The 13,795-nt window shown below is 54.8% G+C and carries 9 protein-coding genes; 5 read left to right on the top strand and 4 right to left on the bottom strand.

The features are described from left to right. The first annotated feature begins 8 nt into the window (after positions 1–8). Positions 9–659, top strand: a complete 651-nt coding sequence (gene rcsB / locus QE396_RS01420) for a response regulator transcription factor RcsB (RefSeq protein WP_006176468.1) — start codon at positions 9–11, stop codon at positions 657–659. Between the two features lie 90 nt (positions 660–749). Here the strand turns inward: rcsB and rcsC are convergent, their stop codons facing one another. Together rcsC and gyrA are read right to left on the bottom strand one after the other, a co-directional pair. Beyond that, a complete protein-coding gene (gene rcsC / locus QE396_RS01415) occupies positions 750–3,596 on the bottom strand; it encodes a two-component system sensor histidine kinase RcsC (RefSeq protein ID WP_014170962.1) in 2,847 nt (948 codons plus the stop codon). A 135-nt stretch (positions 3,597–3,731) separates the two neighbouring features. After that, a complete protein-coding gene (gene gyrA / locus QE396_RS01410; RefSeq protein ID WP_014170963.1) occupies positions 3,732–6,368 on the bottom strand; it encodes a DNA topoisomerase (ATP-hydrolyzing) subunit A in 2,637 nt (878 codons plus the stop codon). A 146-nt stretch (positions 6,369–6,514) separates the two neighbouring features. Between gyrA and ubiG the strand changes: the two genes are divergently transcribed. From ubiG to yfaE, 4 genes are all read left to right on the top strand, one after another. Further along, positions 6,515–7,243 (top strand): bifunctional 2-polyprenyl-6-hydroxyphenol methylase/3-demethylubiquinol 3-O-methyltransferase UbiG, encoded by a 729-nt coding sequence (gene ubiG, locus QE396_RS01405; RefSeq protein WP_014170964.1) that lies wholly within the window; start codon positions 6,515–6,517, stop codon positions 7,241–7,243. 347 nt (positions 7,244–7,590) lie between these two features. Further along, positions 7,591–9,876, top strand: coding sequence for a class 1a ribonucleoside-diphosphate reductase subunit alpha (gene nrdA, locus QE396_RS01400; protein WP_020883162.1), 2,286 nt, complete (start codon positions 7,591–7,593; stop codon positions 9,874–9,876). Positions 9,877–9,927: 51 nt separating this feature from the next. Then, on the top strand, positions 9,928–11,058 hold the full coding sequence (gene nrdB, locus QE396_RS01395; RefSeq protein WP_014170966.1) for a class Ia ribonucleoside-diphosphate reductase subunit beta: 1,131 nt from the start codon (positions 9,928–9,930) through the stop codon (positions 11,056–11,058). Further along, complete coding sequence (gene yfaE / locus QE396_RS01390; RefSeq protein ID WP_014170967.1) at positions 11,058–11,312, top strand: class I ribonucleotide reductase maintenance protein YfaE; 255 nt, start codon at positions 11,058–11,060, stop codon at positions 11,310–11,312. Before nrdB ends, yfaE begins: the two co-directional genes overlap by 1 nt. Before the next feature lie 46 nt (positions 11,313–11,358). On the opposite strand, the gene glpQ is transcribed toward yfaE, so the two are convergent. After that, positions 11,359–12,411 carry a glycerophosphodiester phosphodiesterase gene (glpQ, locus tag QE396_RS01385; RefSeq protein ID WP_020883161.1) on the bottom strand — a complete coding sequence of 351 codons (1,053 nt, stop codon included), beginning with the start codon at positions 12,409–12,411 and terminating at the stop codon, positions 11,359–11,361. Between the two features lie 16 nt (positions 12,412–12,427). Further along, entirely contained in the window at positions 12,428–13,780 is a 1,353-nt protein-coding gene (gene glpT / locus QE396_RS01380) for a glycerol-3-phosphate transporter (RefSeq protein ID WP_020883160.1), read from the bottom strand. Between the last annotated feature and the right edge of the window lie 15 nt (positions 13,781–13,795).

Below are 13,795 nucleotides of genomic sequence, written 5' to 3'. Positions count from 1 at the left end.
CCTTATACATGAACAATATGAACGTAATTATTGCCGATGACCATCCGATTGTACTGTTCGGTATTCGCAAATCACTTGAACAGATCGAGTGGGTGAATGTAGTCGGTGAATTTGAAGACTCTACAGCACTGATCAATAACCTCCCAAAGCTTGATGCGCATGTGCTCATCACCGATCTCTCCATGCCTGGGGACAAATACGGTGATGGGATCACACTCATCAAATATATCAAACGTCACTTCCCGGACATCTCGATCATTGTTCTGACCATGAACAACAACCCGGCCATTCTGAGCGCCGTGCTGGATCTGGATATCGAAGGGATTGTGCTGAAACAGGGTGCGCCGACCGATCTGCCAAAAGCGCTCGCTGCGCTGCAGAAAGGCAAGAAGTTCACGCCTGAAAGCGTCTCTCGTCTGCTGGAAAAAATCAGCGCCGGTGGCTATGGCGACAAACGCCTGTCTCCGAAAGAGAGCGAAGTTCTGCGCCTGTTCGCCGAAGGTTTCCTGGTCACCGAGATTGCCAAGAAGCTGAACCGCAGTATTAAAACCATCAGTAGCCAGAAGAAATCAGCAATGATGAAACTGGGTGTGGATAACGATATTGCACTGCTGAACTATCTCTCCTCCGTTACGCTGAGCGCGTCGGATAAGGATTGATGTTGACCGGGTGTGCGGCCTGATGGCCTCACCTCCTCCCCCTCCCGGCGTGTGAGGGAAACAACAAAAAAGGCCCTGACGGGCCTTTTTTTATACTCTCGCTTTTCTGACCCGCTCCGCATACACGGAGATCGTCTGTTTCAGGACGTCCAGCGTCACCGGTTTCGACAGACAACTGTCCATCCCTGACTCCAGACAGCGCTGTTTCTCTTCCGCCAGCGCATTCGCCGTCACGCCCACGACCGGCAACGTCAGGCCAAGCTGGCGTATACGCTGCGTCAGACGGTAGCCATCCATATTCGGCATGTTGACGTCGCTAAGAACGATATCAATGTGGTTTTTACTCAGCACGTTCAGCGCATCCACGCCGTCATTGGCGGTTTTGCACTGATAGCCAAGCGAACCCAGCTGGTCTGCCAGCAGGCGACGGTTAATCGGATGGTCATCCACCACCAGAATCATCATATCGTCATTCAGCGATGCCAGCGCATCCGGTGACGGCAACTCCGTCGCCCCGTCGCTATCTTCCAGCTGCACGCTGTAGATACGTGCCAGCAGGCTCATGAGCTCATGCGGCGTCGCCACGCTGTGCACCCATTCACCCGGAGCTCGTTCGACCGGAATACCGATATGGCGACGGCAGAAGTGAACCACCCCTCTGCCCTGCCAGGGTTGTTCCAGCACCTCGTCGGTGATCAGCACATCGTCGACATCCGGCGTTTGCCCTTCATAGCGGGACACGCGCACGCCGCTGTGGGTAAGAAGCGCCGTCAGGTAATCATTCAGTGAGGCATTGTGTACTGCCAGCCAGCAGCGCTTATCGCTCAGGCCGTCCACCACCGCTTTTGCCGGGTACTGGGCAGAATAGAGCGGAATGCGGATAGTAAACTGGCTTCCCATGCCTGGCTCGGTATCAACGGAGATATCGCCGTCCATCATGCTCACGAGCTTCTCACAGATCGCCAGACCCAGCCCGGTCCCCTGGAAGTTACGCTGTACGCCGGTACCGACCTGGAAGAACGGGTCAAACAGACGCACCACTTCCTTCGCCGGGATACCCACGCCGGTATCACGCACGCGAATACTCAGGTAGTCCCCTGCCCGGCACACATGCAACACAATGCAGCCGATATCGGTAAATTTAATGGCGTTACTGAGCAGGTTAGAAATGACCTGCTGCAGACGCATCGGATCGCCATGCAGCGTCAGCGGCACGTCCGGCTCAATAAAGCAGTAGAGGCCCAGCTGTTTACGCACCACCAGCGGCAGATAGTTGGCGCTGATGTGGTTCATCACCTCGCGCGGAGAAAACTCCCGCGGCTCAATTTTCAGCTGCTCCGACTCAATTTTGGAGAAATCGAGAATATCGCTGATGATTTTCAGCAGCAGGCTGGAGGAGTTATTCATCGCCGTCACCAGGCGATCGACCCCTTTCGGCAGCTCTTTGGTCTGGAGAAGATCAAGGTTACCGATAATCCCGTACAGCGGGGTACGCAACTCGTGGCTGACGGTGGCAAGGAACATGGATTTCGACTGGCTGGCCTGCTCAGCGGCCTGCGCCATCTCCTGCAGGGACTCTTCCATCTTCACACGCGCCGAGACGTCTACCAGGACGCAAATTGCCACGTTCTCATTACGATAGCGGGAGTGCACAAAGCTGATTTGCAGGTTCGTGTGCGTGCTGGTCAGCACGTCAACGAAGTTCACCTGCTGGCCACAGATAATCTGCGTCAGCCTCTGTCGGTCCTCATGCGTCAGCATGTTCAGGTAGTTATGCGCCAGCTCGTTACTGAGGATATTGGTCCCGTCCTGCGTGCGCAGGATGCAGATCCCCACCGGCGCCGAGGCGACAATCTTGCGGTTAAACTGCTCGTGCTCTTCCAGCCGCTGGGCGTCGCTTTCGGCGGGTATAAAGATTTTGCGCTCATACATTCGCGCCAGGGTAAACAGCGCCCCCCCGGCCAGCAGGTTCAGCAAAATCGCGTTCATGATAAGAATGCGGATCCGCTCAAGCACCATATCCACGGGCAGCGAATAGACAATACTCAGCGACGAAGGCGGCAAGCTCTTTTTAAGCACCAGCTCACGGAAGCCTGAGGTATAGCCAAACCACGACCGCTCCTGCATCCAGTGCGGATCGACGTTCAGTCGATTATCCGGACCGGCAAGTGAGATCAGGGTATGTCCGTTTTCATCCAGAATGGTCACGCCCATCGGCAGACTGCCCGGCGTGAAGAAGTTTTCCATGCGAATGGTCTGTTCAATCCCCAGCAGCGCCTGCAGACGATTGCCCAGATAGACCGGCGTGAGGGCGTAGAAATAGCCCACGCCCATGCGTGGCCCCTGGCTTATCCAGAAGATGTTATTCCCGCGCTCGTCCTGCGGCGCATTGCGATATTTCACAATACGTTCGTGCAGGCTTTTCAGCGCATCATCGCGCTCAACGGGCACATCGCGCAGGCCAAAGTCGGCCATGCAGAGATTTTCACTGCCAATCAGGAAGACGCGGTTCAGATCATAGGCGGCGGAAAAGTTGTCACGCCAGTAGCGCATAAACCAGGAGAGCGACTCCAGTGAACCACGCCAGGTGCTGCCCATCGCAGAGCAATCGGAATCCGGAAACAGCGGCTCGAAATTCGGTACTTCGGTTTTGTCATTACGCCCACGGATGGCAAGAATGCCGTTTTCCGCGGTCAGCCGATTCTCGGCAATGTACTTCAGCTCCTTCATCACGTCGGACGTTCGCTGAATATAGCGCTGGGCCTGATCGGAGCTTAAGTTAAACTCCTGGCGGATCTCCGCTTCTTTCTGATGAAGGGCGTTAACGATGTAAAACACCGACAATAATGCCACCAGCAACCAAAGCAAGAGCGCCAGCGCCCGAAACAGATAGCGAGAGACTTTCAGCGTGGTACGAAAGGAGACGAGGTATTTCAAAGGGGCGAGGCTCCGCCGTCGGGGTCAAAAAGAATGTGGTTAAGGTAGCGGTAAACGCGCCTTGTCGCAACGTTCACTTATCTGCTTGTGCAAAAGAAAAGGGCCGGAAACCGGCCCTTTTTGCATCAGGAGACATTACTCGTCAGCGTCATCCGCTGCATCATCTTCGGTATCGGCTTCTGGTGCGATTTCATCATCACCTTCTGCGACGCTACCGTCGATGGAGTCGAGTTCTTCGTCATCCACAGGCTCAGCTACACGCTGCAGACCCACGACGTTCTCATCTTCCGCGGTACGGATGAGGATCACACCCTGAGTATTACGGCCAACCACGCTGATCTCAGATACGCGTGTACGCACCAGCGTACCGGCATCCGTGATCATCATGATCTGGTCGGCATCGTCTACCTGTACCGCGCCCACAACGGATCCGTTGCGCTCGGTAACCTTGATAGAGATAACGCCCTGCGTGCCACGAGACTTGGTCGGATATTCGCTTTCGGCAGTACGTTTACCGTAGCCGTTCTGCGTGACGGTCAGGATAGCACCTTCACCGCGCGGAACGATCAGGGAAACGACGGTATCTTCACCGGCCAGTTTGATACCACGAACACCTGTTGCAGTACGGCCCATTGCACGAACCGCGTTCTCTTTGAAGCGCACCACTTTACCGGCGGCGGAGAACAGCATCACTTCATCGGAACCGGAGGTGAGGTCAACGCCAATCAGTTCGTCACCGTCGTTCAGGTTCACCGCGATGATACCGGCAGAACGTGGACGGCTGAATTCGGTCAGCGCGGTTTTCTTCACGGTACCGCTGGCGGTCGCCATAAAGACGTTCACGCCTTCTTCGTACTCACGTACCGGCAGAATCGCGGTGATACGTTCGTTCGCTTCCAGCGGCAGCAGGTTCACGATTGGACGACCACGTGCACCACGGCTCGCTTCTGGCAGCTGATAGACCTTCATCCAGTACAGACGACCACGGCTTGAGAAGCAGAGGATCGTGTCATGGGTGTTTGCCACCAGCAGACGGTCAATAAAGTCTTCTTCTTTAATACGTGCTGCCGATTTGCCTTTACCGCCACGACGCTGTGCTTCGTAGTCGGTCAGCGGCTGATACTTCACATAGCCCTGATGAGACAGGGTGACCACCACATCTTCGCGGTTGATCAGATCTTCAATGTTGATATCAGAGCTGTTCGCCGTGATTTCGGTGCGACGCTCATCGCCGAACTGATCGCGGACCAGTTCCAGCTCTTCACGGATCACTTCCATCAGGCGCTCTGCGCTACCCAGGATATGCAGCAGCTCGGCAATCTGTTCCAGCAGTTCTTTGTATTCGTCGAGCAGTTTTTCGTGCTCAAGGCCGGTCAGTTTCTGCAGACGCAGATCCAGAATCGCCTGGGCCTGCTGTTCAGTCAGGTAGTACTGACCGTCACGCACGCCGAACTCAGGCTCCAGCCACTCAGGACGCGCAGCATCGTCGCCAGCGCGTTCCAGCATGGCGGCCACGTTGCCCAGATCCCACGGACGGGCAATCAGAGACGCTTTCGCTTCCGCAGGGGTTGGTGCACGGCGAATCAACTCAATGATTGGGTCGATGTTTGCCAGTGCAACGGCCAGCGCTTCAAGGATATGCGCACGATCGCGGGCTTTACGCAGTTCGAAAATAGTACGGCGAGTCACCACTTCACGGCGGTGACGCACAAACGCGCTCAGAATATCTTTCAGGTTCATGATCTTCGGCTGACCATGGTGCAATGCAACCATGTTGATACCGAAGGAGACCTGGAGCTGAGTCTGGGAATACAGGTTGTTCAGTACAACCTCGCCCACCGCGTCGCGTTTGATTTCAATCACGATGCGCATGCCGTCTTTATCAGATTCGTCACGCAGCGCGCTGATGCCTTCAACACGTTTTTCTTTTACCAGCTCGGCGATTTTTTCAATCAGACGCGCTTTGTTCACCTGATACGGGATCTCGTGAACAATGATGGTTTCACGGCCGGTTTTGGCGTCCGCTTCCACTTCGGCGCGGGCACGGATATAAATCTTGCCACGTCCGGTGCGGTACGCTTCTTCAATACCACGACGACCGTTGATGATCGCCGCCGTCGGGAAGTCTGGACCCGGGATGTGTTCCATCAGCCCTTCAATGCTGATGTCTTCATCCTCAATATAGGCCAGGCAGCCGTTGATCACTTCCGTGATGTTATGCGGTGGAATGTTGGTTGCCATACCGACGGCGATACCGGACGAACCGTTCACCAGCAGGTTAGGGATTTTCGTTGGCATAACGTCCGGAATGCGTTCCGTGCCGTCATAGTTATCAACGAAATCAACCGTCTCTTTTTCCAGGTCAGCCATCAGCTCATGGGCAATTTTCGCCAGACGGATTTCCGTATAACGCATTGCCGCGGCGGAGTCGCCGTCGATAGAACCAAAGTTACCCTGACCATCTACCAGCATGTAACGCAGCGAGAATGGCTGCGCCATTCGGACGATAGTGTCGTACACCGCGGAATCACCATGGGGATGGTATTTACCGATTACGTCACCAACGACACGGGCAGATTTTTTGTAGGCTTTATTCCAGTCATTGCCCAATACGTTCATGGCGTATAGTACGCGACGGTGTACCGGCTTCAGGCCATCGCGGACGTCCGGCAGCGCACGGCCAACAATGACCGACATCGCATAGTCCAGATAGGAGCTCTTCAGCTCTTCCTCGATGTTAACCGGTGTAATTTCTCTCGCAAGGTCGCTCATCTAACCGCTATCCCTCTACTGTATCCCGGATTCAAAGGTCGCAAATTATAACACAGCCGCGGTGATTGAGGTAAACCAATAAGCTTTATTCAACCGCGCGGGCTGATATACTCCGAAGTCTTGCAAAATAAGGAGTAAAAGCGCCCATGAATGCCGAAAAATCCCCGGTGGCTCACAACGTTGACCATGAAGAGATTGCCAAATTCGAAGCGGTGGCATCCCGCTGGTGGGATCTCGAAGGTGAGTTTAAACCTCTGCACCGCATTAACCCGCTGCGTCTGGGCTATATCGCGGAGCGTTCCGGCGGCCTGTTCGGTAAGAAAGTGCTCGACGTCGGCTGCGGCGGCGGCATTCTGGCAGAAAGCATGGCGCGCGAAGGGGCCACCGTCACCGGTCTGGATATGGGCTTTGAACCGCTGCAGGTTGCCCGTCTTCATGCGCTGGAATCCGGAGTGCAGGTGGAATATGTGCAGGAAACCGTCGAAGAACATGCGGCGAAGCATGCCCATCAGTACGACGTGGTGACCTGTATGGAAATGCTGGAGCACGTTCCCGACCCCCAGTCCGTGGTTCACGCCTGTGCAAAACTGGTGAAACCGGGCGGCCAGGTCTTCTTCTCGACGATCAACCGAAACGGTAAAGCCTGGCTGATGGCGGTCGTCGGGGCGGAGTATGTGCTGCGTATGGTGCCAAAAGGCACGCACGACGTGAAGAAATTCATCAAGCCTGCTGAATTACTGAGCTGGGTTGATCAGACGTGGCTCAAGGAGCAGCACATCACCGGTCTGCATTACAATCCATTGACCGATAAATTCAAACTCGCACCGGGTGTAGATGTTAACTATATGTTGCATACAACCGCCAAAAACGACTGACGTCATCCATTATTCTTATAAAGATTGCGCGACATCATGTTGCGCAATTCTGACCTCCCGTTGAAGAAATCAGCACTCGATCAAATTTTGAATTTTTTTTCTTAATTATTGACATCTCTTCCAGGCCTTACGGTACGAGGACTTAGCCTTTTTTACCCTTTGACAACCTCAATTTAACGTCAAAATCAACCCTTGTGCTGAAAAGATTCGATACTAGAATACTCACCATATAGCGTTTTTCTTATCGCAAACCCCCTATATGTAGTATTTATCCACAGAGTTAGTCACAAGACGGATCTGTGGATAAGCGGGGGATATTTTTTATTTCACGGACAGGTAAAACCCACATGAATCAGAGTCTGCTGGTGACTAAGCGCGACGGTACCACCGAGCGTATCAATCTGGACAAAATCCATCGTGTTCTCGACTGGGCAGCAGAAGGACTGAATAACGTATCTATCTCCCAGGTTGAACTGCGCTCTCACATTCAGTTCTACGATGGCATCAAGACGTCTGATATCCACGAAACCATCATCAAGGCTGCGGCGGATCTCATCTCACGTGAAGCCCCGGATTATCAGTACCTCGCTGCACGTCTGGCGATTTTCCACCTGCGTAAAAAAGCGTACGGCCAGTTTGAGCCGCCAAAGCTTTACGATCACGTGGTGAAAATGGTTGAGCTGGGCAAATACGACACGCATCTGCTGGAAGACTATACGGAAGAAGAGTTCGAGCAGATGAACGGGTTTATCGATCACTGGCGCGACATGAACTTCTCTTACGCGGCGGTGAAGCAGCTCGAAGGCAAATACCTGGTTCAGAACCGTGTGACCGGTGAGATCTACGAAAGCGCCCAGTTCCTCTATATTCTGGTGGCCGCCTGCCTGTTCTCTAACTACCCGCGTGACACCCGTCTGGAATACGTGAAGCGTTTCTACGATGCGGTTTCCACGTTCAAGATTTCTCTGCCTACGCCAATCATGTCTGGCGTGCGTACCCCAACCCGTCAGTTCAGCTCATGCGTCCTGATCGAGTGTGGTGACAGCCTGGATTCCATCAACGCGACCTCCAGCGCCATCGTGAAATATGTCTCCCAGCGTGCCGGTATCGGCATCAACGCCGGTCGCATCCGTGCACTGGGTAGCCCGATTCGCGGCGGTGAAGCGTTCCACACCGGCTGTATCCCGTTCTACAAACACTTCCAGACCGCGGTAAAATCCTGCTCTCAGGGCGGCGTACGCGGTGGTGCAGCCACCCTGTTCTACCCAATGTGGCACCTGGAAGTGGAAAGCCTGCTGGTACTGAAAAACAACCGTGGCGTTGAAGGCAACCGCGTTCGTCACATGGACTACGGCGTACAGATCAACAAGCTGATGTACACCCGTCTGCTGAAAGGTGAAGACATCACCCTGTTCAGCCCGTCCGACGTTCCGGGCCTGTATGACGCGTTCTTCGCCGATCAGGATGAGTTCGAGCGTCTGTACACCAAATACGAAAAAGACGACAGCATCCGTAAGCAGCGCGTTAAGGCGGTTGACCTGTTCTCCCTGATGATGCAGGAACGTGCCTCTACCGGCCGTATCTACATTCAGAACGTTGACCACTGCAACACCCATAGCCCGTTTGACCCGGTGGTTGCGCCAGTGCGCCAGTCTAACCTGTGCCTGGAAATCGCCCTGCCGACCAAACCGCTGGAAGATGTTAACGACGAAAACGGCGAAATCGCGCTCTGCACCCTCTCTGCTTTCAACCTGGGCGCTATCAAGAGCCTGGAAGAGCTGGAAGAGCTGGCGGTGCTGGCCGTGCGTGCGCTGGATGCCCTGCTGGATTACCAGGACTACCCAATCCCGGCGGCAAAACGTGGAGCAATGGGCCGTCGTACCCTCGGTATCGGCGTTATCAACTTTGCCTACTGGCTGGCGAAACACGGTAAGCGTTACTCCGACGGCAGCGCGAACAACCTGACCCACGAAACGTTCGAAGCGATTCAGTACTACCTGCTGAAAGCCTCCAACGAGCTGGCGAAAGAGCAAGGCGCGTGCCCGTGGTTCAACGAGACCACCTATGCGAAAGGCATTCTGCCGATCGATACCTATAAGAAAGACCTGGATGCGATTTCTAACGAACCGCTGCATCTGGACTGGGAAGCGCTGCGTGAATCCATCAAGACTCACGGCCTGCGTAACTCCACGCTGTCTGCCCTGATGCCGTCTGAGACCTCTTCGCAGATCTCTAACGCCACCAACGGTATTGAACCACCGCGCGGCCACGTCAGCATTAAAGCGTCGAAAGACGGTATCCTGCGTCAGGTTGTGCCTGACTACGAGCTGCTGAAAGACAACTACGAGCTGCTGTGGGAAATGCCAAACAACGACGGTTACCTGCAGCTGGTGGGGATCATGCAGAAGTTTATCGACCAGTCGATTTCTGCTAACACCAACTACGACCCGACGCGCTTCCCGTCTGGCAAGGTACCGATGCAGCAACTGTTGAAAGACCTGCTCACCGCCTACAAATTTGGTGTGAAAACCCTGTACTATCACAACACCCGTGATGGTGCGGAAGACGCTCAGGATGACATGGCACCGTCAATTCAGGACGATGGCTGCGAAAGCGGCGCATGTAAGATCTAATGAAGGGCGGGGATATCCCCGCCTTTATTTCGTAAGACAGGACTCCAATTCATGGCATACACCACCTTTTCACAGACGAAAAACGACCAGCTCAAAGAGCCGATGTTCTTCGGGCAACCGGTCAACGTGGCACGCTACGATCAGCAAAAATATGACATCTTCGAAAAGCTGATTGAAAAGCAACTCTCCTTCTTCTGGCGCCCGGAAGAAGTTGACGTCTCTCGCGATCGTATCGATTTCCAGGCGTTGCCGGAGCACGAAAAGCATATCTTCATCAGCAACCTGAAGTACCAGACGCTGCTGGACTCCATTCAGGGCCGTAGCCCGAACGTGGCGCTGCTGCCGCTGATCTCCATTCCGGAGCTGGAAACCTGGGTGGAAACCTGGGCGTTTTCTGAGACCATCCACTCCCGCTCTTACACCCACATTATCCGCAACATCGTTAACGATCCGGCGGTGGTGTTTGACGATATCGTCACTAACGAGCAGATCCAGAAACGTGCTGAAGGTATTGCGCACTACTACGACGAACTGATCGAGATGACCAGCTACTGGCATCTGCTGGGCGAAGGCACCCACACCGTGAACGGCAAAACCGTCACCGTGAGCCTGCGCGCGCTGAAGAAACAGCTTTACCTGTGCCTGATGAGCGTTAACGCACTGGAAGCCATCCGCTTCTACGTGAGCTTCGCCTGCTCCTTCGCTTTTGCGGAACGCAAGCTGATGGAAGGTAATGCCAAAATCATCCGTCTGATCGCCCGTGACGAAGCCCTGCACCTGACCGGCACCCAGCATATGCTGAACCTGCTGCGCAGCGGTACAGACGATCCGGAGATGGCTGAGATTGCCGAAGAGTGCAAACAGGAGTGCTATGACCTGTTCGTGCTGGCTGCTCAGCAGGAGAAAGAGTGGGCAGACTACCTGTTCCGCGACGGCTCCATGATTGGCCTGAACAAAGACATCCTGTGCCAGTATGTTGAGTACATCACCAACATCCGTATGCAGGCGGTCGGGCTTGAGCTGCCGTTCAAAACCCGCTCTAACCCAATTCCGTGGATCAACACCTGGCTGGTATCCGATAACGTGCAGGTTGCGCCACAGGAAGTGGAAGTCAGTTCTTATCTGGTCGGGCAGATTGACTCTGAAGTTAACACCGACGACCTGAGCGACTTCCAGCTCTGATGAGCCGCGTAACGCTTAGCCTTTCCGGTACCGAAGTGCTGTGCCGGGAAGAACACCCTTCCCTGTTGATTGCGCTTGAGGCGCATCAGGTTGAAGTGGAGTATCAATGCCGCTCAGGCTATTGCGGCTCATGTCGCTGCCGTTTAGTCGCCGGACAAGTGGACTGGCTGACCGAACCGCTGGCCTTCATCAACGAAGGTGAAATTTTGCCCTGCTGCTGCCGGGCAAAAGGCGATATAGAGATTGAGATGTAAACCGCCTCTCCGGGCGAAATAAAAAAGGGCCTTACGGCCCTTTTTTTTACTTCAAAAACTGCACGGCTTTATCGGGGAAATCGGTGAACAGCCCGTCCACCCCGGCCTGGTTATACAGCACGTCGTACAGCTGGTTTACGTCCGTCGCATAAGCCGGTAGCTGGTCCGCACGCACCGTATACGGATGAACCTGCATATGACTGGCGTGCGCCTCTTTCACCATTGCCGTCAGCTTAATGTGGCCCGGCGTTGAGCCTTCCGCCACCAGCATATGGTAATCCGGTCCGATACCGTCGGCGTACTGCGCGATCTGTTTCATTGCGCCCGGCTTAAACATCCAGTCGTAGTTGTAATTCACCCACGTGCCGTCGGGCTGTTTCTCCTGAGTTTCATTCCAGTCGGTGTAGGCAATCAGCTGTACCAGATTGAGATCCATCCCTCTCTTTGGCGCCAGCTCGGTTTTAATGCGCTTCAGCTCAGCGGCGTCAAAACACTGCAGATAGACTTTGTCGCGCTTGCTGGTGTAGCCGTACTTTTTCAGCACGTCCAGCGTCTTCGCGGCAATGTCCTTCCCTTCCTGATGGTGGAACCACGGCGCTTTTATCTCCGGGTAGATGCCGATGTTTTTCCCGGTTGAGTGGTTCAGTCCCTGAACAAACTCAATCTCTTCTTCGAAGGTATGAATGCGAAAATCAGATTTACCCATCGGGAAACGTCCCGGATAGACCTGCACCTTCTTGCCGTTTTCAACCTCGAAACCCTCGGTAAACTTCAGCGAACGAATCTCATCCAGCGCAAAGTCAATGGCGTAGTAGCGACCATCTTTGCGGGCGCGGGCCGGGAAACGCTCAGCCACGTCCGTCACGCGGTCAAGATAGTGGTCATGAAGGACGACCAGCTGGTCGTCACGGGTCATCACCAGATCCTGCTCGAGATAATCAGCCCCCTGCGCATAGGCCATCGCTTTTGCCGGGAGCGTGTGCTCTGGCAGATAGCCGCTTGCGCCGCGATGGGCGATAACCATTTTCTCGTTAGCCAGCGCTGAGCCTGTCATCAGGCCCGCCAGCAGCAGGCCCGTTGCTACGTAAGTTAATTTCATCAGTCTTCTCTTCTCCTTATTGACGACGCGCCTGCATTTCGGCGTGATGACGTTTTTCACCAATCATCACCACAATCAACAGCAGCACCGCCAGCACGCTACCGCCAATCATCACCATAAAGCCGCCGTCCCAGCCGAAGAAGTCAACGGTGTAGCCCACAATGGCGCTCGCCGCGACCGAACCGCCCAGGTAACCGAACAGACCGGTAAAGCCGGCCGCCGTACCTGCCGCTTTCTTCGGCGCCAGCTCCAGGGCATGCAGACCAATCAGCATAACCGGGCCGTAAATCAGGAAGCCGATAACGATCATACAGGCCATATCGACTGACGGGTTACCCGGCGGGTTGAGCCAGTAAACCACGGTGGCAATGGTCACCAGCGTCATAAAGAAGACGCCCGTCGCACCACGGTTACCCCGGAACACTTTGTCCGACATCCAGCCGCAAATCAGCGTCCCCGGGATCCCGGCGTACTCATAGAGGAAGTAAGCCCAGGAGGATTTATCCAGCGCGAAATGCTTCACCTCTTTCAGATAGGTAGGTGACCAGTCGAGGATGCCGTAACGCAGCAGGTACACGAAGACGTTGGCCACCGCGATATACCACAGCAGTTTGTTGGGCAGGACGTACTTCATGAAGATCTGTTTGGCCGTCAGCTCTTCTTCATGCTGCTCGCTGTAATCATCCGGATAGTCGTTTTTGTACTCTTCAATCGGCGGCAGGCCACAGGACTGCGGCGTGTCACGCATCAGGGCGAAAGCGATAACCGCCACCAGAATGGCACCAAAGGCAGGCATATAAAGCGCGGCTTTCCAGTCGTTAAACCACGCCATCCCCAGCAGGAACAGCAGAGGTGGAATACCGCCACCGACGTTATGCGCGCAGTTCCACACCGACACGATGCCGCCACGCTCTTTCTGCGACCACCAGTGCACCATGGTGCGCCCGCAAGGCGGCCACCCCATTCCCTGGAACCAGCCACAGAGGAACAGCAGCACGAACATCACGGCGATGCTGGAGGTTGCCCATGGCACAAAGCCCATGAACAGCATCACCGCTGCCGCCAGGATCAGACCCGCAGGCAGGAACACGCGTGGATTCGAGCGATCGGACACTGAACCCATGATGAATTTGGAAAAACCGTAGGCGATAGAGATCCCCGACAGCGCGAACCCCAGATCGCCACGAGAAAAGCCCTGCTCCACCAGATACGGCATGGCGAGCGCAAAGTTTTTACGTACCAGGTAGTACGCCGCGTACCCGAAGAAGATCCCCAGGAAGATTTGCCAACGCAGACGACGGTATAGCGGATCAATTTCTGCCTCTGGCAGACGCGCCCGATGCGGCGCAGGTTTGAAGATACTGAGCATGACAGCCTCCGTGGC

This window comes from Enterobacter sp. SORGH_AS_0287 (assembly GCF_031453695.1).
In the GTDB taxonomy this organism is placed as follows: Bacteria; Pseudomonadota; Gammaproteobacteria; order Enterobacterales; family Enterobacteriaceae; genus Enterobacter; species Enterobacter ludwigii.
This window is presented reverse-complemented; position numbering and strand designations above follow the sequence as displayed.

What these genes read in the sequence shown, in the direction of transcription:
- rcsB (WP_006176468.1), top strand. Translation starts at nt 9, where the DNA reads ATGAACAATATGAACGTAATTATTGCCGATGACCATCCGATTGTACTG.
- gyrA (WP_014170963.1), bottom strand. Translation starts at nt 6,368, where the DNA reads ATGAGCGACCTTGCGAGAGAAATTACACCGGTTAACATCGAGGAAGAG.
- ubiG (WP_014170964.1), top strand. Translation starts at nt 6,515, where the DNA reads ATGAATGCCGAAAAATCCCCGGTGGCTCACAACGTTGACCATGAAGAG.
- nrdA (WP_020883162.1), top strand. Translation starts at nt 7,591, where the DNA reads ATGAATCAGAGTCTGCTGGTGACTAAGCGCGACGGTACCACCGAGCGT.
- nrdB (WP_014170966.1), top strand. Translation starts at nt 9,928, where the DNA reads ATGGCATACACCACCTTTTCACAGACGAAAAACGACCAGCTCAAAGAG.
- yfaE (WP_014170967.1), top strand. Translation starts at nt 11,058, where the DNA reads ATGAGCCGCGTAACGCTTAGCCTTTCCGGTACCGAAGTGCTGTGCCGG.
- glpQ (WP_020883161.1), bottom strand. Translation starts at nt 12,411, where the DNA reads ATGAAATTAACTTACGTAGCAACGGGCCTGCTGCTGGCGGGCCTGATG.
- glpT (WP_020883160.1), bottom strand. Translation starts at nt 13,780, where the DNA reads ATGCTCAGTATCTTCAAACCTGCGCCGCATCGGGCGCGTCTGCCAGAG.